At 60.3% G+C, this 23424-nt stretch carries 17 protein-coding genes; 4 read left to right on the forward strand and 13 right to left on the reverse strand.

Annotation, left to right across the window (positions count from 1 at the left end):
* From xseA to QMM04_RS02255, 4 genes are all read left to right on the forward strand, one after another.
* Nucleotides 1–1313: exodeoxyribonuclease VII large subunit (xseA, locus tag QMM04_RS02240; protein ID WP_282995564.1), on the forward strand; the 1313-nt coding region annotated here is incomplete at its 5' end.
* 125 nt (nucleotides 1314–1438) lie between these two features.
* Nucleotides 1439–2452 carry a M4 family metallopeptidase gene (locus tag QMM04_RS02245; protein ID WP_021506566.1) on the forward strand — a complete coding sequence of 338 codons (1014 nt, stop codon included), beginning with the start codon at nucleotides 1439–1441 and terminating at the stop codon, nucleotides 2450–2452.
* Nucleotides 2449–2778 (forward strand): protealysin inhibitor emfourin, encoded by a 330-nt coding sequence (locus QMM04_RS02250; RefSeq protein WP_021314501.1) that lies wholly within the window; start codon nucleotides 2449–2451, stop codon nucleotides 2776–2778. The genes QMM04_RS02245 and QMM04_RS02250 overlap by 4 nt, the downstream gene beginning before the upstream one ends.
* 102 nt (nucleotides 2779–2880) lie before the next feature.
* Nucleotides 2881–3063: a general stress protein gene (locus QMM04_RS02255; RefSeq protein ID WP_071813581.1), complete on the forward strand. Its 183-nt coding sequence runs from the start codon at nucleotides 2881–2883 to the stop codon at nucleotides 3061–3063.
* Nucleotides 3064–3149: 86 nt separating this feature from the next.
* On the opposite strand, the gene QMM04_RS02260 is transcribed toward QMM04_RS02255, so the two are convergent.
* From QMM04_RS02260 to QMM04_RS02320, 13 genes are all read right to left on the reverse strand, one after another.
* A complete protein-coding gene (locus QMM04_RS02260) occupies nucleotides 3150–5588 on the reverse strand; it encodes a glucose/quinate/shikimate family membrane-bound PQQ-dependent dehydrogenase (protein WP_282995565.1) in 2439 nt (812 codons plus the stop codon).
* Between the two features lie 329 nt (nucleotides 5589–5917).
* Nucleotides 5918–6145: a zinc ribbon domain-containing protein gene (locus tag QMM04_RS02265; protein ID WP_104094083.1), complete on the reverse strand. Its 228-nt coding sequence runs from the start codon at nucleotides 6143–6145 to the stop codon at nucleotides 5918–5920.
* 84 nt (nucleotides 6146–6229) lie between these two features.
* Complete coding sequence (der, locus tag QMM04_RS02270) at nucleotides 6230–7720, reverse strand: ribosome biogenesis GTPase Der (RefSeq protein WP_021506563.1); 1491 nt, start codon at nucleotides 7718–7720, stop codon at nucleotides 6230–6232.
* A gap of 176 nt (nucleotides 7721–7896) precedes the next feature.
* A complete protein-coding gene (bamB, locus tag QMM04_RS02275) occupies nucleotides 7897–9078 on the reverse strand; it encodes an outer membrane protein assembly factor BamB (RefSeq protein WP_282995566.1) in 1182 nt (393 codons plus the stop codon).
* A gap of 19 nt (nucleotides 9079–9097) precedes the next feature.
* Entirely contained in the window at nucleotides 9098–9715 is a 618-nt protein-coding gene (locus QMM04_RS02280) for a YfgM family protein (protein ID WP_021506561.1), read from the reverse strand.
* Nucleotides 9716–9754: 39 nt separating this feature from the next.
* The gene (gene hisS, locus QMM04_RS02285; RefSeq protein ID WP_282995567.1) at nucleotides 9755–11029 is read right to left on the reverse strand and encodes a histidine--tRNA ligase; all 1275 of its coding nucleotides are present in this window, start codon (nucleotides 11027–11029) and stop codon (nucleotides 9755–9757) included.
* Between the two features lie 105 nt (nucleotides 11030–11134).
* On the reverse strand, nucleotides 11135–12256 hold the full coding sequence (gene ispG / locus QMM04_RS02290; protein WP_021506559.1) for a flavodoxin-dependent (E)-4-hydroxy-3-methylbut-2-enyl-diphosphate synthase: 1122 nt from the start codon (nucleotides 12254–12256) through the stop codon (nucleotides 11135–11137).
* Between the two features lie 38 nt (nucleotides 12257–12294).
* On the reverse strand, nucleotides 12295–13317 hold the full coding sequence (rodZ, locus tag QMM04_RS02295; RefSeq protein ID WP_282995568.1) for a cytoskeleton protein RodZ: 1023 nt from the start codon (nucleotides 13315–13317) through the stop codon (nucleotides 12295–12297).
* Nucleotides 13307–14041: a type IV pilus biogenesis/stability protein PilW gene (pilW, locus tag QMM04_RS02300; RefSeq protein ID WP_058770850.1), complete on the reverse strand. Its 735-nt coding sequence runs from the start codon at nucleotides 14039–14041 to the stop codon at nucleotides 13307–13309. Before pilW ends, rodZ begins: the two co-directional genes overlap by 11 nt.
* Before the next feature lie 75 nt (nucleotides 14042–14116).
* The gene (locus QMM04_RS02305) at nucleotides 14117–15286 is read right to left on the reverse strand and encodes a bifunctional tRNA (adenosine(37)-C2)-methyltransferase TrmG/ribosomal RNA large subunit methyltransferase RlmN (RefSeq protein WP_021506556.1); all 1170 of its coding nucleotides are present in this window, start codon (nucleotides 15284–15286) and stop codon (nucleotides 14117–14119) included.
* Between the two features lie 187 nt (nucleotides 15287–15473).
* A complete protein-coding gene (gene ndk, locus QMM04_RS02310; RefSeq protein WP_021506555.1) occupies nucleotides 15474–15905 on the reverse strand; it encodes a nucleoside-diphosphate kinase in 432 nt (143 codons plus the stop codon).
* 169 nt (nucleotides 15906–16074) lie between these two features.
* Nucleotides 16075–18393 (reverse strand): peptidoglycan glycosyltransferase PbpC, encoded by a 2319-nt coding sequence (gene pbpC, locus QMM04_RS02315; RefSeq protein WP_349253907.1) that lies wholly within the window; start codon nucleotides 18391–18393, stop codon nucleotides 16075–16077.
* A gap of 6 nt (nucleotides 18394–18399) precedes the next feature.
* Nucleotides 18400–23280: an alpha-2-macroglobulin gene (locus tag QMM04_RS02320; RefSeq protein WP_282995569.1), complete on the reverse strand. Its 4881-nt coding sequence runs from the start codon at nucleotides 23278–23280 to the stop codon at nucleotides 18400–18402.
* Nucleotides 23281–23424 lie beyond the last annotated feature (144 nt).

Here is a 23424-nt window from a genome sequence, read left to right on the forward strand (position 1 = left end):
TGCGCCAACTGCTGGAAAATGAGATGGGCCTGGTGTGGCTCAGCGCTGAAATTTCCAATTTCACTCAGCCCGCTTCCGGTCACTGGTACTTCACTCTGAAGGACGATGGCGCGCAGGTGCGCTGTGCCATGTTCCGCAACAGCAATCGACGCGTCAGCTTTCGCCCGCAGCACGGTCAGCAGGTGCTGGTGCGTGCCAGCATCACGCTGTATGAGCCGCGCGGCGACTATCAGCTGATTATCGAAAGCATGCATCCGGCCGGTGAAGGGCTGCTGCAGCAACAGTTTGAGCAGCTGAAAGCCCGGCTGGCGGCGGAGGGGCTGTTCGACCAGCAGTTTAAACAGCCGCTGCCGGAGCCGGCGCGCCAGGTGGGTGTGATCACCTCCGCCACCGGCGCGGCATTGCACGATGTGCTGCGCGTGCTGCATCGCCGCGATCCCTCGCTGCCGGTGGTGATCTATCCAACCGCAGTGCAAGGCGTTGATGCGCCCGCCGCCATCGTGCGCGCCATCGAGCTGGCCAACCAGCGTGACGAGTGCGACGTGCTGATCGTCGGTCGCGGCGGCGGTTCACTGGAAGATCTGTGGAGCTTCAACGACGAGCGCGTGGCGCGGGCCATCTTTGCCAGCCGCCTGCCGATCGTCAGCGCCGTTGGGCATGAAACCGATGTCACCATCGCCGACTTTGTTGCCGATCTGCGCGCGCCGACGCCTTCTGCCGCTGCCGAACTGGTGAGCCGCAACCAGATCGAGCTGCTGCGCCGTTTGCAGTCTCAGCAGCAGCGCATGGAGATGGCGATGGACTATTACGTGGCGCAGCAGCAGCGCCGCTTCACCCGACTGCAGCATCGTCTGCAACAGCAGCATCCGCAGCTGCGCCTGGCACGCCAGCAAACCACGCTGATTCAGCTGCAGCGTCGTCTGCAGGAAGCGGCCGATCAGCGGCTGCGCCTGGCGCATCGCCAGCAGGATCGCCTGCTGCAGCGCCTGCAATCCCAGCAGCCGCAGGGACGAATTCTGCGCGCTCAGCAGCAGTTACAGCAGTGGCACTACCGGCTGCAGCAGGGCATGGAAAAACAGCTCAATCACAGCCGGCAGCGTTTTGGTACGCTGGCAGCACAGCTGGAAGGCGTGAGTCCGCTGGCGACGCTGGCGCGCGGCTTTAGCGTTACCACCGATGCTCAGGGCCAGGTGGTGAAAAAGACCCGTCAGCTGCATACCGGCGATCTGCTGCGTACCCGGCTGGATGATGGCTGGGTGGAGAGTCAGGTGACAGCGTTACAACCACAGAAGACGCGCAGCCGTAAGGCGTGATAATCTTTTCAGCCGCATAAATGGTTGATAACCCCCCGTAAATCGCGCGGGCTGCAGACGCAGCGGCGCGCGATTGATAAGCGGGTCTATACTTTCTGACATACCCATCCGTCAGGGAGTCCGACATGCCTTACAGCGTTATTCCTCCGTACATTCTGCGAAACATCATCGATAACTGTTCCGGCGCACAGCAGGATTACGCGCGGCGCACCCTCACCCACGTGCAACAGCTGATGGCGGAACATCCTCACACCGCCAGCGCAGCCAGCACCGCGCAGCCCGGCAGTGTTTTGCGTGCTATCTACGACGCGGGTAATACGCAAAATCTGCCCGGCACCCTGATCCGTGAGGAAGGCCAGCCCGGTAACGGTGACGTCGCCGCCGACGAAGCGTGGAACTATCTCGGCATCACCTATGATTTCTACTGGCAGATCTACCAGCGCAACTCGCTGGACAATAAAGGCCTGAAACTGGATGGCACCGTGCATTACGGCAAGGAGTACCAGAACGCCTTCTGGAATGGCCAGCAGATGGTATTTGGCGACGGCGACGGTGAGATCTTCAATCGCTTTACCATTGCCATTGATGTGGTCGCGCACGAGCTGACGCACGGCGTGACCGAAACCGAAGCCGGGCTGATTTACTTCCAGCAGGCGGGTGCGCTCAACGAATCGATGTCCGATGTGTTCGGCTCGCTGGTGAAGCAGTATCACCTTAAGCAAAGCGCCGACCAGGCCGACTGGATCATCGGCGAAGGGCTGCTGGCGGCGGGTATTAAGGGCAGCGGCCTGCGCTCGATGTCCGCGCCCGGTACCGCCTATGACGATCCGCTGCTCGGCAAAGATCCGCAGCCTGCCGATATGGATCACTATATCGACACGCGCGAAGACAACGGCGGCGTACATCTTAACTCCGGCATTCCCAATCGCGCCTTCTATCTGGCGGCGACCGCGCTGGGCGGCTTTGCCTGGGAACGGGCCGGTCAGGCATGGTACGACACGCTGTGCGATAAGGAACTGCCGCAGGATGCCGACTTCAGCACCTTTGCGCGCTTTACCGTACAGCATGCCGCAAAACGTTTTGATAATACGGTGGCACAGGCGATCCAGTCCGCGTGGCACGAGGTAGGTGTAAGGTGAATATTCAGCTGACCGATGACGCCATCATTGAGCTGGCGCGTGAAGGCGGCATTGCATTTATCCCCGGCCTGCGCAGCGAGCGGCGATTTGCGCTGGCGCAGCTGCCGGAACCGCAAAAGCAGCGCGTGTGCAACGTGCTGGAGCAGGCGCTGCCGCTCGGCGAGCCGGAGGAACAGGCCGCCAGTATCGGGCGCGGCGACCAGCGCTATTTTCGCATCCAGATAAGCTACGCGACCCACCGCGAAGCCGGAACGATTGTGATTCTGATTCCGGAAAACGTTGCGCCTCCTGAACTGCAGGCGCTGTGGCGCGATGGCGAAGAATAACTTAGACAGTTCCCACAGCATCGCCGTAACTAACTGACTATACTGGATAACGTGGCTAGCTAGTCCACATCAAAGAAAATACCCTTAGATGAGGTCTCTGCTATGACACAAACCAAGCAACGAGGCGGTGCCGGGAACTTTGCAGAGGACCCGGAGCGCGCCAGGGAAGCCGGTAGCGCGGGCGGCAAAGTCAGTGGGGGCAATTTCAGGAACGATCCTGAGAGAGCCAGGGAAGCTGGAAGAAAAGGAGGTCAAAAAAGCCGTCGCCCCTCTAAGCAGAAGTAAGTAAGGATCCTTACAGGAAGGAGTACGCCACGGACGGTTAATAAAAAAGGCCGACATCATGATGTCGGCCTTTCTTTTACTGCGGCTTACTTGCTGTCGGGCAGCGCGTAAGCAATCACGTAATCACCGCGATCCGGCGACTGACGCGCACCGCCTGCAGAGATCAGGATGTACTGTTTGCCGGTTTTCGGCGAAACATAGCTGATTGGTCCGCCCTGGCTGCCCACCGGCAGACGTGCTTTCCACACTTCTTTACCGGTTGAGCTGTCGAAGGCGCGCAGGTAGTAATCCTGGGTGCCGGCAATAAATACCAGACCGCCCTGCGTTGCCAGCGTACCGCCCAGCGTCGGCATACCGACCGGCATCTGCGCATGCATTTTGATACCAAACGGACCGGTATCCTGCACCGTACCCACCGGCACCTGCCACACAATCTGACGGGTCTTCATGTCGATGGCCGACAGCGTACCGAACGGCGGTGCCTGGCATGGAATGCCCAGCGGCGACATGAAGCGGTTTTTGTTTACTGCGTACGGCGTGCCTTTCAGCGGTACCGCACCCATGCCGGTGTTGATGGCTTCACCGCCGTTGCTGGCAGCCGATTTGGTGGTGTCCTGCGGAATCATCTGCACCCACAGGCCGAGACGCATATCGTTAACGAACATGTACTGGTTGTTCAGATCGAACGAGATGCTGCCCCAGTTCATGCCGCCGAGCGAGCCCGGGAAGCTGAGCGAAACATCGGTGTCCGGCACCGTGAACAGGCCGTCATAACGCATGCCTTTAAAGGCAATACGGCAAGCCAGCTGGTCAAACGGCGTCGCACCCCACATGTCTGACTCGGTCAGTTTCTGATTGCCAATGTTTGGCATTTCTACCGAGTGCGGCTGAGTTTTGGTGTACTGCTCGTTCGGGATATGGCCCTGCGGCATCGGCAGCTCTTCAACTTTGGTTAAAGGCTTGCCGGTCAGGCGATCCAGCACCCAGATCATGCCGGTTTTCCCGCCGATCACCACCGCAGGTTTGGTGGTACCGTCCTTCATCGGGAAGTCCACCAGGCTCGGCTGCATTGGCAGGTCGAAATCCCACAGGTCATTGTGGACCGTCTGATACACCCACTTCTCTTTACCGGTGGTGGCATCCAGCGCCAGCACCGACGCGCCATATTTGTGGTCCAGCGCGGTACGGTTGGCACCCCACAGGTCCACCGACGAACTGCCCATCGGCAGGAACACGGTGTTCATCGCCGGATCGTAAGAGATTGGCGCCCATGAGTTTGGCGTGCTGCGGGTGTAATCCTGACCCGGCATCAGCACGGCATTCGGATCTTCATTGCCCGGGTCAAACGCCCAGCGCATCTGGCCGGTGATGACGTCGAAGCCACGCAGAACGCCGCCAGGCATGTCTGTCTGGACGTTATCCGCGACGCGACCGCCCACCACGACCGTGGTGCCCGCCACCTGCGGCGGCGAGGTCAGCTGATACTGCGGGTCCGGCGCGCTGCCAAGACCTTGCTTCAGATCGACCACGCCGTGGTTGCCGAAGTTTTCACACAGCTCGCCGTTATCGGCGTTGATGGCAATCAGACGTGCATCGATGGTGTTCATCAGGATGCGACGCTGGCAGCTATCGCCCGCCGCCAGCGTTACCGCTGGCACCGGCGTGGAGCCCGGCTGCGTTGGCTGCTGTACCGGTTTGGTGGCATCAAAGTACGCCAGACCACGGCAGCGGTTCCACACCTGCGCCTGCGCATTGATTTCGCGCTTCCAGATCTGCTTACCGCTGTCAGCTTCCACCGCAATCACGTTGTTGTGCGGCGTACACAGATACAGGGTGTTACCCACCTGCAGTGGCGTTTCCTGATCTTCTGCACCGTTACCGGTCGGGCTGATCGGCGTGTCGCCGGTATGGAACGTCCAGGCAACCTGCAAGTCTTTCACGTTGTCGCGGGTAATCTGGTCGATAGCGGCAAAACGGTCACCCTGCGGCGTACGGCCGTAGCTGCTCCAGTCCTGCTGCGGTTTGCTTTTATCTACCGGGATCAACGGCAGCTGCTTGCCGGTGAAAGCCACAGTCGGATGCGGCTGGAACATCTGGACAAAGGTGACCACCATACCAACGGCAATCACTGCTGACAGCGCATACGAAAGCTTCGCCAGCGAGGCCTTGCCTTCACGCTTACGCAGCGCCGGCCAGGTAATAAACGCCAGCACCATCAGGCCGGCCGGCACCATCAGGCGCGACACCAGCGGCCAGAACTGCCAGCCAGCATCGTACAGCGCCCAAATCAGCGTACCGGCGAAGACCAGAATGAACAGCGTAACCGCCGAGGATTTACGGCGAAAGAACTGAATCGCCGACAGTAACATGACGATACCGGCAATGAGGAAGTACCAGCTGCCGCCCAGGGCCACCAGTTTACCGCCACCGATCGCGAAGAACAGGCCGATCGCCAGCAGGACCAGCCCGAATAACACGGACCAGAGACTCAACCCTTTACCGGGACGAGCGGAATTTTCTGCCATAACACAAACTCTCCTGAAAAAATAACGCGTGGCGGCCGGAATGCGGGAGCAGCCGGTCAATGTCTTCCTGACTGAGCAGGGACAGGAAGTTATCCGTTACGCTTTATTTTATATCTGTTGGTACGGGAGCTACGCCCGTTATGCAGCGCTTGTGAGCGAGGCCGCAGGATCAACATCCGCTGGCATTCGCGACAAGGCGGGCAGGATTGTACCATCCGGTACAATTAAAAGTGAACATCCATAACGCGGTGGTTACTGGGCAATAGCATTTTTGCTACAAACGCAGCGCGAAGCGAGCAGCCAGCGCCACTTCGCGCTATCGCAAACCCTCATTCGATGACGTCTTCCGGGCGATAATGCACGCGCCTGCTGGAGATCAGGCCGTGACCGTGGGTACAGAAATAATCTATGGCACCGCACGCCTTCAGCACCTGCAGCGGCTGCTGGCAGTCGGGACAGCAGGCCAGCGCGGGGAAATGACGCTGGCAGTGCGGGCAGTCGAAGCGTTGTTCGCTGTAAGTGAGCGGTTGCTGACAGTGAGGGCATGGGGTGAGCATGATGACTCCGGAATCGTGGCTGAGAATCGTGATAAACCGGATGTTACGCCATAAAAAGAGGGCCCATCCGGGCCCTCATCATGTTTAGCGTTTGTTTTTCTTCAGATGCGATATCAGACGCTTACGCTTACGCTGCTGGGTTGGCGTCAGCAGGTTACGTTTGCCCGCATACGGGTTATCGCCCTCTTTAAACTGGATGCGAATCGGCGTTCCCATCACGTTCAGCGAGCGGCGGAAGTAGTTCATCAGATAACGCTTGTAGGAATCCGGCAGATCCTTCACCTGGTTACCGTGAATCACCACAATCGGCGGGTTATAACCACCGGCATGCGCATATTTGAGTTTCACGCGGCGGCCACGCACCAGCGGCGGCTGATGGTCGTCAGCAGCCATGTTCATGATACGCGTCAGCATGGAGGTATTTACGCGTTTGGTCGAGCAGTCGTACGCTTCGGTCACGGATTCGAACAGGTTGCCCACGCCGCTGCCGTGCAGTGCCGAGATAAAGTGCACGCGCGCGAAGTCGATAAAGCCGAGACGAAAGTCCAGCGTCTCTTTCACTTCATCTTTAATCTCCTGCGACAGGCCATCCCACTTGTTGACCACAATCACCAGTGAGCGCCCACTATTCAGGATAAAGCCGAGCAGCGACAGGTCCTGATCGGAAATGCCCGCGCGCGCGTCAATCACCAGCATCACCACGTTGGCATCTTCAATCGCCTGCAGCGTTTTGATGACGGAGAATTTTTCCACCGTATCAGTGATTTTGCCGCGCTTACGCACGCCCGCGGTATCAATCAGAATGTACTCGCGGTCATCTCGCTCCATCGGAATGTAGATGCTGTCGCGCGTGGTGCCCGGCATGTCGTACACCACCACACGGTCTTCACCGAGGATACGGTTGGTAAGCGTTGACTTACCTACGTTGGGACGCCCGACAATCGCCAGTTTGATCGGCAGACCGGTCGGATCGAAGGCTTCTTCCTCTTCTTCCTCCAGCGCTTCACCGTTCTCTTCGGCGGCTAACGCGGCCCAGTAGGCTTCGTTTTCGTCCTCTTCGCTGACTTCCCGCGGCGCGATGTCATCCATCCACGGCAGCAACGCGGTTTCCAGCAGGCTGGTGACGCCACGACCGTGCGACGCGGCAATCGGGTGAATCTCACCCAGGCCGAGCGCGTAGAAGTCCAGCACCGCAGCATCCGGATCGAGACCGTCGGTTTTGTTGGCAACGAGGAACGTCGCTTTATCGCGCGAACGCAGATGATTGGCGATCTGCTGATCCGCCGGCATGACGCCAGCGCGCGCATCGACTAAAAACAGCACCACATCGGCCTCTTCAATCGCCAGCAGCGACTGCTCCGCCATGCGGTTTTCCACGCCTTCCTCGGTGCCATCAATACCGCCGGTATCGATAACAATAAATTCGCGCCCTTCCACTTCGGCGCGACCATATTTGCGATCGCGAGTCAGTCCAGGAAAATCCGCTACCAGCGCATCACGAGTGCGCGTTAAGCGGTTAAATAGCGTAGATTTTCCCACATTGGGACGCCCAACCAGCGCGACCACAGGTACCATAACACTTGCCTCAGTTTTAAAAATAAATCGCCCGAATGGCGTGATTATAACGGCATTTGCCGTCAGGTTCAGGCCGCAGGCGCCAAGAATATCATGCCTGACTAAAAACAGAACGGCCCCTGACGAATCAGGAGCCGTATCAATGCGTGCGAAACGCTGCCCGTCGGGCCATCGCCTTAACGGGTGATGGCGTAGACCTCACCGCCTTTCGCCTGGATCAGCAGCTTGTCACCGGCCACGACCGGCTCGGTCTGGAAGCCATCGCTGTCCAGTTTCTGCTGCGCCACGAAGCGGCCGTCAAGGGTGTTGATCCAGTGCACGTAGCCTTCGCTATCGGCAACCACCAGGTAACCGTTGAACAGCACCGGAGACGTCAGGTTACGGTGCAGCAGATCGCTCTGACGCCAGATCGCCACGCCGCCATCGGCGTTGAGCGCAATCACGCGGTCATCCTGATCCACCAGATAGATGCGACCGGCATCGACGATCAGATCTTTGACGCCGCCGATTTCACGCTTCCACAGAATCTGACCGGAACGCAGATCCAGCGCCGTCAGGTTACCGTTGTAGGCCAGCGCATAGACCACGCCATTGACGATCACCGGCGTGGTGTCGACATCGTTAAGACGATCGATCTCGGTCGCACCGCTTGGCTGGGAGATACGCTGCTGCCAGATCAGCTGGCCCTGGTTCATGATCACCGCGCTGACGCGACCGTTATCACCGCCAACAATCGCGCCGCCGAACGCTACTGCCGGCGCCGATTCACCGCGCAGCGACAGCGCTGGCATATCCAGATTCACGCTCCATTTCACCGCGCCGCTGCTCTGATCGAGCCCCTGCAGCATACCGTTGCTGGTGTGAATCAGTACCAGGCCATCGCTGACCACCGGACGCGACAGCGCTTCACCGGCCACTTTGGTCTGCCAGGCAATGCTGCCGTCGCTGCTGTTCAGGGCAAATACCTGCCCCCGCTCGCTACCGATGTAGAGGCGATCGCCATTGGCCGTGATACCGCCAGACAGCAGTGCCGAAATGTTTTTCGAGAAGAAGCCGGTCTTCTCAGAGAGGTTCACTTTCCACTTCTCTTTGCCGTTGCTGGCGTCGAGCGCTTTCACGATACCGAAGCGGTCGGCGGCATACACGGTGCCGTCCTGCCAGGCGGGATGCAGATTGGAGTAGAAATCACCCACGCCGTCACCGACCGAGGTGCTCCACGCGGTTTCCGGCGTGAACTGGTTTTCAACCTTCGGCAGCGGGGCCATTTTCACTACATCTTCTTCGCCGCTGAACAGCGAGCAACCGCTGAGGAGGGTGACTGAAATCAGCCCTGGCAGCAGGTATTTACGTAATTCCATGTGCGCTCTCTTGACTGGCTTAACTTAAGTTATTCATCTTCATCTGCAGCATCTGCTTCAGCGCAGGAGAAGCCTGCGATTCCGCACCTTTGCTCCAGGCATCACGGGCGCCCTGCTTATCGCCTTTGCTCAGCAGTGCTTCGCCACGAATGTCCGCCACAATGGCTGTCCAGCCATCACCCTTCACATTGTTCAGGGTAGTAAGGGCGGCATCGGCCTGATTTTGCTGCAGTTGAATGCGTGCCAGACGCAGGTTGATCACCGCCTGCAGATTGGCATCTTTGGTGTCTTTCAGCCCGCTCTGTAACAGCGTGATGGCTTTGTCTAACTGATTGGCGGCAACGTACTGTTTAGCCAGATCCAGCGCGGCCAGCGCACCGTAGGTGTTGTTGTTCTCGCTGGCGAAGCTGGCGACCGCTTCCAGCGTCTGCGGCTTGTCTGCCTGCATGGCGCTGGTCAGCTGCTGATACTGCGCCGACGCGGCTTTGTCCGCTCCTTCCTGATGGCTGCTCCAGAAACGCCAGCCACCCAGCGCAGCGATACCGACGATGACCCCGACCGCCAGCGCTTTGCCATTATTGGCAAAGAAGCGACGCAGCGCATCAACCTGTTCGTTTTCGTTGCTGTAAACTTCCACGCAATCCCTCTCCTTAAAATGCCTGTTGCAGTGCTGCGCTTACTGCAGCAGCGTGTGCAGCGTCGCGGCGGCGTCGCTCTGCGCCAGCGTCTGCTGATCGCCGGTGCGCAGGTCTTTAATCACCACCTGGCCCGCTTTCACTTCGTCTTCGCCCAGCACCAGCGCAATGCGTGCGCCCCACTTGTCTGCACGGCCAAACTGCTTCTTGAAGTTACCGCCACCGAAGTTCGTCATGAGCTTCAGTGCCGGATCAGCATCACGCAGTTTTTCCGCCAGTTGCATCGCGGCAGACTGAACGCCCTGCCCCGAAGCGATAACATAGACATCAACAATGCGCGTCGGTTCAAATTCCGGATTCACCGCCTGCACCAGCAGCACCAGACGCTCGAGCCCCATCGCAAAACCGACCGCCGGCGTTGCGCGGCCGCCCAGTTGCTCCACCAGACCATCATAGCGACCGCCGCCGCACACGGTGCCCTGCGAGCCGAGGCTGCTGGTCACCCATTCGAACACGGTGCGGTTGTAGTAATCGAGGCCGCGCACCAGGCGCTGATTGATGCGGTATTTGATGCCGGCATCGTCGAGAAGCGCGCACAGGCCGCTGAAGTGTTCACGTGACTCCTCGTCGAGGAATTCACCCAGCGTCGGCGCGTCGTTAAGCAGCGTCTGAATATCCGGATTTTTGCTGTCCAGCACGCGCAGCGGATTGGTATACATGCGGCGTTTGCAATCTTCGTCCAGCACCTCTTTATGCTGTTCGAGGAAGGCCACCAGCGCGCTGCGGTAGTTGGCGCGCGCGTCCAGTGAACCGATGGAGTTCAGCTCCAGCTCAACGTGGTCAGCAATACCCAGCGCTTTCCACCAGCGATGGGTCAGCATGATCAGCTCGGCGTCCACGTCCGGCCCCTGCAGGCCAAACACTTCGACACCCATCTGGTGGAACTGGCGATAGCGCCCCTTCTGCGGACGCTCGTAGCGGAACATCGGACCGATGTACCACAGGCGCTGCTCCTGATTGTACAGCAGACCATGTTCGATACCGGCGCGCACGCAGCCTGCGGTGCCTTCCGGACGCAGCGTCAGGCTTTCGCCGTTGCGGTCTTCAAAGGTGTACATCTCTTTTTCAACCACGTCGGTGACTTCACCGATCGCGCGGCTGAACAGGGGGGTTTGCTCGACGATTGGCAGACGGATTTCACTGTAGCCGTAGCTGGCCAGCACCTGCTTCAGGGTGCCCTCAATACGCTGCCAGATGGCGGTATCTGCCGGCAGGTAATCGTTCATCCCGCGAATCGCTTGAATATTCTTCGCCACGTTAGAATCTCTTAATACAAAAAAACCTGTCCGGCATCATACCTTATGAGGATGAAACCGCACAGGTTCAATCACAACTGGCGTGCGCCGGGCGCACACCGTCCTTTATTTTTCCAGCTGCTGCACGTTGATGCGGCGGCTCTCGTCCAGCATGGTGGCTTTCGCACGGATGCGCGCTTCCAGCTGATCGATCATGTCATTGTTGTCGAGGCGATCGCGCTGGCGCACGCCATCTTCGTAGAAACCGCTCTTCTTGTTGCCACCGGTCACGCCGAGCGTCGAGACCGTGGCTTCGCCGGGACCGTTCACCACGCAGCCAATGATCGAGACGTCCATCGGCGTGATGATGTCTTCCAGCCGCTCTTCCAGTGCGTTCACCGTACCAATGACGTCAAACTCCTGGCGCGAACAGGTCGGGCAGGCGATGAAGTTGATGCCGCGTGAGCGGATGCGCAGTGATTTCAGGATGTCGTAGCCGACTTTGACCTCTTCAACCGGGTCGGCGGCCAGCGAAATGCGCAGCGTATCGCCAATCCCTTCCGCCAGCAGCAGACCAAGGCCGATCGCTGATTTCACCGCTCCCGCACGCGCGCCACCGGCTTCGGTGATGCCAAGGTGCAACGGCTGATCGATGGCTTTTGCCAGCAGACGGTAAGATTCCACCGCCAGGAACACATCGGAGGCTTTGACGCTCACTTTGAACTGGTCAAAGTTGAGGCGATCGAGGTGATCAACATGACGCATCGCGGATTCGAGCAGCGCCTGCGGCGTTGGCTCACCGTATTTTTCCTGCAGATCTTTTTCCAGCGAACCGGCGTTAACGCCGATACGGATCGGAATATTGTGGTCACGGGCGCAGTCCACTACCTGGCGAATACGCTCGTTGTTACCGATGTTGCCCGGGTTAATGCGCAGGCAATCGACGCCGTACTCGGCCACTTTCAGAGCGATGCGGTAGTCAAAGTGAATGTCCGCTACCAGCGGCACGTTGACCTGCTGCTTAATCAGTTTGAAGGCTTCCGCCGCATCCATGGTGGGCACGGACACACGCACGATATCCACGCCGACGCGCTCCAGCTGACGGATCTGATTCACCGTGGCTTCGACGTCCGTGGTACGGGTGTTGGTCATTGACTGAACGGCGATAGGCGCGCCATCACCAACCGGCACCTTGCCGACGTAAATACGTGTAGATTTGCGACGGATAATGGGTGCTTCGTTATGCATATTCTCTCTCCACAATTACCCGGAAAGCGCGCTGCGCGTTATTGCGCACCCAGCGTCAGACGGGCAACCTGGTTATTACGGATAAAACGACTTAAATCAACGGGCTGATTCTGATATTGCACGTCAACCGCACCCGGAGCGCCAATTTTCAGACGATACGGAGCGGTGCCGGACAGGCTGAGTTTACCGCCGCTACGTTGCAATCCGCTGAACAGCTTCTTACCGGTCGCATCGGTGACCTCCAGCCAGCAGTCAGCTTTGAAGTTCATCACCACGGCGTTAGGATCGCCCGCGGGCTGGCTGACGGCAGCGGTACCGGTTGGCATTGAGCCTGCCGGCACGCTGTTGGCCGGCGCCGGTAAGGTGGCCGCTGGCGGTGCGTTATCAATCGGCGCCTGGCTCGGAGACACCACCGCGTTGTCGCTGCTGGTTGCCGTGTTGCTGCTGGTCGCTGCTGGCGCACTGCTGGTACTGCCAGCGTTGTCTGGCGTGCTGACCGCACCGGCACCGGTGTCAATCGGCGTACCGGCTGCGTTAGTGTCGCTGTCGGTAGTGCTGTCCGTGCTGTTATCACCCAGCGGAATCGACTGGCTGTTGTCGCTGCTGCTGCCGTTCTGGTCAGCCATCGACACCAGATCCGCCTGTGAGGCTTTATGGTTCTGCCACCACCAGGCGCCGGTCAGGCCGACCACCACAAAAATCACCAGCCAGGTGAAGATCATCAACCAGCCGTCACGCTTTTTACGACGCTTACCCAGTGAGAAGCTCTGCATCGGCTCAATTTTCGCCGCACGCACCGGAGCCTGCTTTGCCATCATCGGCAGCAGATCATCTTCAGGTACATGCACCAGACGCGCATAAGAGCGAATGTAGCCGCGCAGGAAGGTCGAGGCCAAATCCGCCGGGGATTTATCCTCTTCAATATCACGCACGGTAGAAAGTTTCAGGCACAGGCGCTCAGCGACGTTTTGCTGGGTCAGCCCCATCTGCTCACGGGCCAGACGCAGGCGTTCACCTGTGGAATGTACTGCAGAATTCTCTTGAGTGGCTTCAGTATTCATTAGCTAAATAACGCTGGTACTGTATCGATTGTGGAAAACTTCGCGCCAACCGGTCGCCATAACGTGTAACGTCAGCAGCGTTTCCCTGTTGCGCGGCGAAACGTATCTGTAACCCCAGACTCTCTGCCGTTGCCGGCAAATGCTGATGGTAAACTTCTAAAAGCAGCGGCACTGAAGCCCACTGCTGCTGTTCAAGCCGTCGTTCCACTTCCGTCAGCAGCATACTGCCCTGCTCCGGTGCGGCATCCAGCGCGAGATCGAACTGCTGGCGCGCGGCGCGATCCTCTCCCGCCTGCAGGTAACAATAGCCCGAAAACAGCAGGGCATCCTGAGCGGCGTCGCTGTGCTGCGCTTCAGTTGCCAGCTTAAACTGTTGATGCGCTTCGTCATACTGCCTCAAACCGCAGAGAAACGCACCGTAATTGTTAGCCACATAACCATTCAGCGGCGCTAACTGCTGCGCGCGCTGGTAGTAATGGCGCGTCCGGGCATTATTCTGCTGTGCCTGCGCGACGCGCGCAAGCGCCAGCGGCACCCGGTAATCGCGCGGCGCGGCCTGCTGCGCGCGCAGCAAATTGCGCTGCGCCGCGGCATAATCCTTCACCGCCAGATAGTGCAATCCCAGCTGCAGCCGGATATCAGCCGCGCCGTGCCGCGCCGGTGCTTCGACACACCCGGTTACAACAAAGCCGGCCAGCAGCGCGGCGGGTAATCCTTTACGCATCTCAGTCTCTCCCTGTCAGTTCAGCGCAGAGACTGCCATGCCTGACGCCCGATGCGTAGCAGCGGGCGCGATCTTTCAGAGCGCCTTCACAGAGATGGCTTCACCGGCCATTTTTTTACGCAGCGTACGCTTGGTGCGGTCGATAACATCGCCGGCCAGCTGACCACAGGCGGCATCAATGTCGTCGCCGCGCGTTTTACGCACGATGGTGGTGAAACCGTACTCCATCAGCACTTTGGAGAAGCGGTCAATACGGCTGTTCGAGCTGCGGCCATACGGCGCGCCCGGGAAGGGGTTCCACGGAATCAGGTTGATCTTGCACGGCGTCTCTTTCAGCAGCGCCGCCAGCTCATGCGCATGTTCGGTGCTGTCGTTGACGTGATCCAGCATCACGTACTCAATCGTCACGCGGCCCTGATTAGCGTTGGATTTGCCAATGTAGCGCTTCACCGCCGCCAGGAAAGCTTCGATGTTGTACTTTTTGTTGATTGGCACGATGTCATCGCGGATGGTGTCATTCGGTGCGTGCAGCGAAATCGCCAGCGCCACGTCGATCATATCGCCGAGCTTGTCCAGCGCCGGCACTACGCCCGAGGTCGACAGCGTCACGCGACGTTTGGAGAGGCCGAAACCGAAGTCATCCAGCATGATCTCCATCGCCGGCACCACGTTGGTGAGGTTAAGCAGCGGCTCGCCCATGCCCATCATGACCACGTTGGTGATCGGACGCTGGCCGGTCACTTTAGCGGCACCGATAATTTTTGCCGCACGCCATACCTGACCGATGATTTCAGACACGCGCAGGTTACGGTTAAAGCCCTGCTGCGCGGTCGAACAGAATTTACACTCCAGCGCACAGCCTACCTGCGAGGAGACGCACAGCGTGGCGCGGTCGGCTTCCGGGATATACACGGTTTCCACCAGCTGATCGCCGACGCGAATCGCCCACTTGATGGTGCCATCGCTGGAGCGCATCTCTTCCGCCACTTCCGGCGCACGAATTTCAGCGCGCTGCATCAGCTTGCCACGCAGCACTTTATTGATGTCTGTCATCTGCTCGAAATCATCGCAGCAGTAGTGATACATCCACTTCATGACCTGATCGGCACGGAACGGTTTTTCGCCCATCTCAACAAAGAATTCGCGCATCTGCTGACGGTTAAGATCCAGCAGGTTAATTTTTTCGTTTTTTGGGGAAACAACCACGGGGGAAGCGGACGACGGCGTCACAATCTGTTCGGACATAATGTTCTCTGGCCTCGTTGTTACACGTTACGGCTCTGGTTAAGAATAGGAAAAAAACAGCGCCCTCGCTGAGCCGGGCTCAACAAGGGCGCATAATTGTACTACATCTGCTGCGTGATGCCAGGGGAACGTCTTAGCCACCGGTTACAAGGTGTAAAGACGCCTGTCCGCATCCGCTACCGCGCACTTAGCGGGTACGTGGGCAGACTTCGTTTTCTGCGAAGAAGTAAGCGATTTCGCGTGCCGCAGATTCTGCAGAGTCAGAACCGTGGGTGGCGTTTTCGGTGAAGCTGTCTGCGTAGTCAGCACGCAGCGTACCGGCCAGCGCGTTGTCCGGGTTAGTTGCACCCATCAGATCGCGGTGACGCTGGATAGCGTTTTCGCCTTCCAGAACAGATACCACAACCGGGCCAGAAGTCATGAACTCAACCAGACCATCAAAGAACGGACGGCCTTTGTGCTCCGCGTAGAAGCCTTCAGCCTGCTCTTTGGTCAGGTGCAGCATTTTCGCACCAACGATTTTGAAGCCAGCGCTTTCGAAACGGTTGTAGATAGCACCAATCACGTTCTTAGCGACGGCGTTTGGTTTGATGATGGAGAAAGTGCGTTCGATTGCCATGATTACCTCTGATTAGCATCCTGAAGAAACCGGGAACCCGCTCCCGGTAAGAAAACGCGCCGATTATAGGGAGATCGGCGCGCCTTGCCTATGAGTGAAGAGAGGAATTATTGAAAATAATTGATTTCTGTCGGGGCAAACACGCAAAAAATATGCCATAGCGCTGCGTTTAGCCACGCGTGAAGGACACCGAAGCCAGCTGCCCGGCCTCATCCATCACCACCAGCTGATAACGACCGGGCTCGCGCAGCACCAGCGAGGCGCTGTTTTTTCCCGCCGCCAGTTCCACCGGCTGCCCGTTTAAAAACCACCAGCGCTGCGTACCCTGCCCGCCCTGCACCGCCACCGGCAGCAGCAATACGACCTTACCGGGCAGCGGCTGCACGCGCTGGCCATTGATCACGCCGGTCACCAGCAGCGGCGCGCTGTCCCCCTGATTCAGCGGCGGACAGGTCGCATCCACCGGCGGCAGGCGCTGCGCCCGCCATTCGCCCGGTGGCAGCCACGGCTCAAGCGGCAGCGGCCACATCACGCGTTCCCGGCTTTGCGCATCCGGACAATCCGCCGCCACGCGCAGCCCTTTGCTGTTTTGCCAGAAGCGCTGGCGTAAGCCATTGACGCCCTCCTGACCCGGCGCCAGCAGCGTTGGCGGCACGGTCTGATTCAGCACCCAGCTGTAACGCCGCTGCCGGCAGTTCTCGTCGCCGGCGGGCAACGGCTGGCCGCCGGGCCAGCAGATACTGACGGCGCTGACCGTCGCCGGGCGCGGATCGCCGGGTACGCCGCGCGCCGGCAGGTGTCCCGCCAGCAGGTGATTAACCTGCTGCATCACCGGCACCGCCGACGCGTAACCGAACTGGCCGGCAACCGGCGTGGCATCCGGCCTGCCCACCCAGACGCCAATCAGATAGCGTGGCGTGATACCGACGCTCCAGGCGTCGCGATAGCCGTAGCTGGTGCCGGTTTTCCACGCCAGCGGCACGATATCGGCGACCGCCCCGCTGGCGGCAGGCTGCGCCTCACCGGCGAGAATGCGGCGCACAATCCACGCCGCGCCGGGCGACAGTAACGGGCGCTGCAGCAGCGGCTGCTGCGGCAGCCAGCGCAGCTGCGCAGCATTACCGTGGCGGGCAAAGGCGCTGTAGGCGGCGACAATGTCGTCCAGCCGCGCGCCGGTGCCGCCCAGCACCAGCGACAGATTCGGTTCACCGCCCGCCGGAAAGCGCAGATTCAGGCCGACGTTGCGCAGCCGCGCGGCGACGTTTTTCGATCCAAGCGCCTCCAGCAGCTGCACCGCCGGCAGATTGAGCGAACGCTGCAGCGCTTCGCTGGCGCTGACCGGGCCGTGAAAGCCGCTGTCGAAATTGCCGGGACGATAGTCACCAAAGCGGCGTGGCACATCCTGCAGCAGCGATTCGCCATGAATCAGGCCATCATCCAGCGCCATGCCGTAGACAAACGGCTTGAGCAGCGATCCCGGCGAACGCACGCTGGCAATCATATCCACATGGCCAAAGCGGCTGTCGTCATTGAAAGACACCGAGCCGACGTAGCCGCGCACCTTCATGGTGCTGTGGTCGACAACCAGCAGTGCCAGCGAGGTGCGCGGCGGCAGCCGGGTTTGCAGCGACGCAGCGAGGTTCTCCAGTTCGCGCTGCAGCGACACATCCAGCGTGGAGGTAATTTTGCTTTCGGGCGACAGCGACAGCAGCCGGCGCGCCAGCAGCGGTGCCAGCTGCGGCAGCTGGCGCGGCGGCAGCCATACCGGCTCCTGTTTGATTTCGGCGACGGTCTGCGCCGGCCACACCTGATACTGCGCCAGGCGGTCCAGCACTTTATTGCGGGCAGCTTCAGCGCGCTGCGGCCAGCGGTCCGGGCGCAAACGGCTGGGTGCCTGCGGCAGCACCGCCAGCAGCGCCGCCTCGCCGCGGGTAAGCTGCGACGCCGGTTTGCCCAGCCACATCCAGCTGGCGGCGCCGACGCCCTCGACCGTGCCGCCAAACGGCGCGCGGTTGAGATACAGCGTGAGGATCTCGCGCTTCGACAGGTGCCACTCCAGCTGCAGCGCGCGCCACGCCTGCACCACTTTGCCACGCAGGGTACGCGGCTGCGGATCAATCAGCCGCGCCACCTGCATGGTCAGCGTGCTGCCGCCGGAGACAATGCCGTGCTGCAGCAGGTTTTGCCCGACGGCGCGCACTATCGCCAGCGGATTAATGCCGGGATGGTGCCAGAACCAGCGGTCTTCGTAGGTCAGCAGCGCCTCGATATAGGCCGGTGACACCTCGTCCAGCGTCACCGGATAGCGCCACACACCCTGTCGATCGGCAAAGCGCCACAGCGGCGTGCCATCTTCCGCTACCACCACCCGCGCCGGCTGTAACTGGCGCAGCGGCAGCGGATCGAGCCGGTCCAGTAGCCATACTGCGCCCACCAGCAGCAGTAACAGCAGCGCCAGCCCGCACAGGCGTCGGTGGCGCTGCGTCACGGGCGCTTAACGCACATGAAGTTTTTCCGGCGTGGTGCCGATGGCGCGCCACGCGGGCACATACATCGACTCCACCTGCGGTGGCGGCAGACGATAGCTGCCCGGCGTCACCGCGCGCGCCAGATACAGCAGCGTGCCGGGCGTGTAGCCATCCAGCGCCAGCGCGGCGACAAAGCGGTCGTCGCGGAACTCAAGATGTTTAATGTTTGCCTGCTGCATGTCCATCATGCTCTCTTTCAGCGCATCGGCACTGTCGCCCAGGCTGGCGCTGCTGTCGCTCAGGTTTTGATTTTCCAGCTCCAGTCCGGCCGGCAGCAGATCCACCACCAGCGCATCGCTGACGCGCTGACTGGCGCCCACCTTCAGCCGCACCACCAGCAGCTCGCCGCTCTTAAGGTTATTGAGATCGGCCGGTTTACCGTCCAGCGTGAAGTATTCGCGACTGATGCTGAGCACGTTGCTGACCGGTGACGGCGCGGTACGCGGATAGCCCACCACATTGAGCGTACCGTACAGCGGCGACGGTGTGTCGCTGGTCACCGTCAGGCCCTGCTGCAACTGCTGCGCGCTCAGCCCGAGACTCAGCGGCCGATCGCTGCGCAGCGGCTGGTCCTGCAGCGTGGCCTGCCAGGCTTCACCCGGATGCTGCTGCAGCGTCCGCGCGGCGAGGAACAGCGCATTGTTCTCCTGAGTGGAGAACCAGCGCTGCCCGTGCAGCGTTTGCGCCAGTTCAATCAGCAATGGCCCCTGCTGCGCCGGCAGCAGCTGATTTTCCCTCAGCAGCGCCAGCGTCAGCGCGCGGTCACGCAGCGGGCTGCCGTAATCGCCCAGCCACATGTCAGGCTGGCGTTGCAGCGCGATGCCCTGCATCAGCGCCAGCTGCGCGCGCTGCGTATCGCCCGTCTGCTGTAGCGCCACGCCAAGCTGCACCAGCGCCAGTCCGGACTTCGCCTGGGCGCGTTGGTCATACAGCGCCCGCAGCGCGCCGAGCGGCGCCTGCTGCTGACGCGCCAGTACCAGCCCCGCATAGGCCTGCACGCTAAAACGCAGCGCATCGGCATCGCTACTCCAGCTGGTTTCGATTTGCGCCGGATCCTGCAAATAACGCAGCAGGCGCTGGTCGGCGCGATTAATCACGCCCTCCGGCACGCTGTAGACTGCTTCGCTGGCGCGCAGCAGGAAGTCAGTGACGTAAGCGGTGAGCCAGAACTCCTCGCTGCTCTCTTTGCTCCACAGGCCAAAGCTGCCGTTACCGCGCTGCATGCCGGCCAGGCGCGCAATGCCGGTGTCAATTGCCGCGCGGCGCGCCTCATCGCTGCTGGTTTTGATGCCCATCGCGCTGAGCTGGGCGTGATTAGTGAAGAGTGAAGGCCAGATACCGCTGGCGGTCTGCTCCAGACAGCCATAGGGATAAGCGTATAGCTGGCTGATGTAGCTGGCGATATTCAGCGGCGGCTGAGAACTCAGCGACAGCTGGCCGCTCAGCGTGCCAGCCTGCAGGCCGTTGAAAGCGCTTGCCATCACCTGCCAGCGCTGCCCGCTGTTCATTACGTTATCGAAACTCAGGGTTTGCGCCGGATAAGCCGGACGCACGCCAATCTTCCAGCGGCGCACGCTCGGTGCCAGCGTCTCGTTCGGCAGGCTCAGCCCCGAAACGGTCACCTGCACGTCGCCCTCACCAAAACCGTCCTGCGCTTTAACCGGAATCGCCAGCGTGGTTCGCGCCCCCTTCGCCAGCTGCACCCTGGCCGGGATTTGGCCGTTGAGTGCAATCAAGCCGCTGGTGTTAACCGTGACGTTCAACGTTTGTGGTTGATCGGTGAGGTTGGTCAAATCCAGCGCCAGTGTTGATTGATCGCCGCTGGCAAGAAAGCGCGGCGTCGCCAGTTCGCTTACCAGCGGTGCGGCGACCACCATTTTACGATCCGCCGCGCCGAAACTGTCTTCGCTCCACACCTGCGCCATCAGCCGCAGCTCGCCGTTGAAGGCCGGTACCGGCAGTTCCAGCGTGCCCTCGCCGCTGGCATCCAGCGTCACCGGTTGCAGCTGCTGCGTCACAATCTGCGCCTCGGTGACCGGCTTTTTACCGCCGCGCGACAGCGCATCGGCATCATCCCCGTCACCGCCAAAACGCAGCGCCGCCAGTTTGCCACCGCCCTCAATCAATTGCCCGAACACGTCATACTGATCGGCGTTGTAGCGCTTGCGGCCAAAGAAGCCGTTCCACGGATCGGGGGTGGCATAGTCGGTAATGCTCAGCACGCCGCTGTCCACCGCCGACAGCAATACCTGCACCTGCTGCGGCAGCGCACCGCCCTCGCGGCGGGCTTTAACCTTCACTTTCACGGTTTGTTCCGGCCGAATCCTGTCCGGTGCCTCAAGTGCCAGCGTCAGGCGGCGCGCGGCGGTTGCCATCGGCAGATGCAACAAGCCGACCGCGCGTTTTGGCGTGGTGCCGTTCGCTTTGTCGCCGTCGCGCACCACAATCGCGCTGAGATACAGATCGTGGCGTTTCCACTCCGCACTGACTGGCACATTAATGGTTGCGCCGCCCGCCGGCACATCCAGCGGTTGCCACCACAAGGTGCCGCTGCTCGACTCCACCAGCAGATAGCCTTTGCCGGCCGCCGGGGATTCCACCGTGACACGCGCGGTGTCGCCGGGTTGATAGGCGGCTTTGTCGATCTTCAGTTTGACCTGATCCGGACGCAGCGCGCCGGTGCCGTTGGTGTTGTCCTGCCACCAGTAACCTGCCTGGAAACGCACGCTGCTGACGATGTTGTCACCGGCATGCACTTCAAGACGATAGGTGCCCCACTCCACCGGGAAGCTGACTTTCTGGGTGCCGCCCGCCGCAATGCTGATGCGCTGCTGCTCTTCCTGCAAATCTTTTTCATCGTAACGTGACTGCCAGCCTTCGCTGTCGGAGAAGCTCCAGAAGTAGTCGCGACGTTCGTGGATCAAACGCACATCAAGATCCTGCGCCGCCAGCTTTTCGCCCTGCGCATTGGCGTACACCACGTCAAATTCGGCGAGGCTGTTTTCCGGCACGGTTGGCTCATCGTTATAACGATCGGTGCGATAGTCGTACACTGATTCGCTGTTAAACAACGGACGAATGCCCGGCAGCGCGGCCGCAGGCCAGATCGCTTGCGTGGCACGCCGCGTTACCGGACGACCGCCGGTCTCCAGCAGGCTGGCCTGCAAAATCAGGTTGAGCGGAGAGTGGCTCTCCGCCCAGCTGCTTTCAACCTTAAGCTGCAGCCTGCCGCTGTCGTCCAGCTTTTCATCCACATCATCAAGGCTACGTTTCAGTTCCTCAGTGATGTCGCCAAACTGATAACCTGGCAACGCAGCGACCGCTTCACGCGCCGGGCGCAGGAACAGCTGGCCTTGCAGTTCGTTGCCTGTCGCTGGCGCGCCATACAAATAGCGACCTTCGACAGCAAAGGTGACGTCGGCATCTGGCGACAGAGGCTGAGTGTTGCTTTTAAGCGACAGCGCCATCCGTTCGGGCAGGAAATCTTCTACATTGAACGGCCAGCTGCGCGGCTGGTTGTCGCCGCTGTTAATACGCAGCGTCCATTTACCGGTCATCGCCGAGGCCGGTAAGGCAAAACGTTGTTGATAAACGCCGTTCTCTGGCTGCCAGACGAAGGTTTGTGCCACTTCACCATTCGGCTGCACCACTTCAGCTTTCACCGGCTGCGGCGGCAGTGGTTTGCCATCGGCATCGCGCAGCAGCGCATTAACGATGACCGTTTCGCCAGGACGATAGAGATCGCGCGGGCCAAAAATGAAGAACTGTTTGTCGTAGCCTTGCGGACCATCAATTGGGAATTCGGCCAGATCCAGCGCCGGGCGATTAAGGTCGATGAGCGAAGTCTGGCCTTTACTGGTCGCCAGCAGCAGCTTGCCTTTGGCGTTAGCCGCTAAACGCAGATGCCCCTCGCTGTCGCTGCTGCCGCTCGCCAGCTGTTGGCCTCTTTCATCCAGTAGCTGAATGGTGACATCTTCTAACGGCGCACCGCTGGCAAGACTTTGGCTAAAGAGTTCGAGCTGGCCCGGGAAGCGATGCAGCGACAAACCAATGTCGCTCAGGGTGAACAGTGTCGCCGGTTGCGTGTAGTTGTAGGTGCCGGCCTGTTTCATCACCGCCAGATAGACACCCGGCTGTTTCAGCGCCGCGACGTCGCCGAGCGGCAGCTGCATTTTTTCCCGCGTATTGCGTGCCGGGTTGAGATCGAAGCGGCCGCTGTAAACCAGATCGGCGTTTTTCAGCAGATCGCGCGATTCCCAGTACGACAAATTGTTGCCGTAATTCCACTGGGCGAGAAAATCCGCCAGCGAGGCATTTTTCACCCGGAAGAAATCAACATCGATCTGGTTAACGTTGAGCGCCAGCACCGGCAGTCCCTGCGCCAGGCGCAGCGGCAGCAGCGAGCCACGACTGGCGAAACCGACCATCGGCTGGATGTCGCGCGTGGTGAGTGTCTGGCTGAATGGGCTGGCTAAGGCACTGCCATCCGCGGCCTTCAGGCCGGCATTGACCGTGACGGTGAGCTTGCGCGCCGGCTGCGGATGGCGGAAGCGCAGCACTTTGCCGTTCTGCGCCAGCTCCCAGCCTCCGTCGACCTTGCCGCTGCTGTCATCGGTGAGGCTGATCCAGTGGTTGAAATCCTGCTGACCGTCGAGCGCGCGGTTGAAGGTCAGTACCAGCGCCGCCGCGCCGTCCAGCTGCAGCTCGGAAAGGTCGATCACCGCGAGAGCGTGTGTCGCGGCCTGCGGCGCAGGCGTATCAGCCGCCTGCAGCGACGGCTGCGCGCCGCCCAGTAATGCGCCGCCGATCAGCACGCTGAACAGCAGTCGTTTTACACATCTTGCCATGGTAATTCCCTCACCAGCCCCAAAAGGTTAAACGTGTTGTGCTGCGCAATTTCACATCAAGCCGCCAACTTTAGCAATGTTACCCTTGAGATAGCCTTCACATTCCCGGACACTGGGCCTTTGCCGCTGATGGAGAAGAGGTTG

This window comes from Pantoea sp. Pa-EAmG, from assembly GCF_030024295.1.
Classification (GTDB): Bacteria; Pseudomonadota; Gammaproteobacteria; order Enterobacterales; family Enterobacteriaceae; genus Pantoea; species Pantoea dispersa.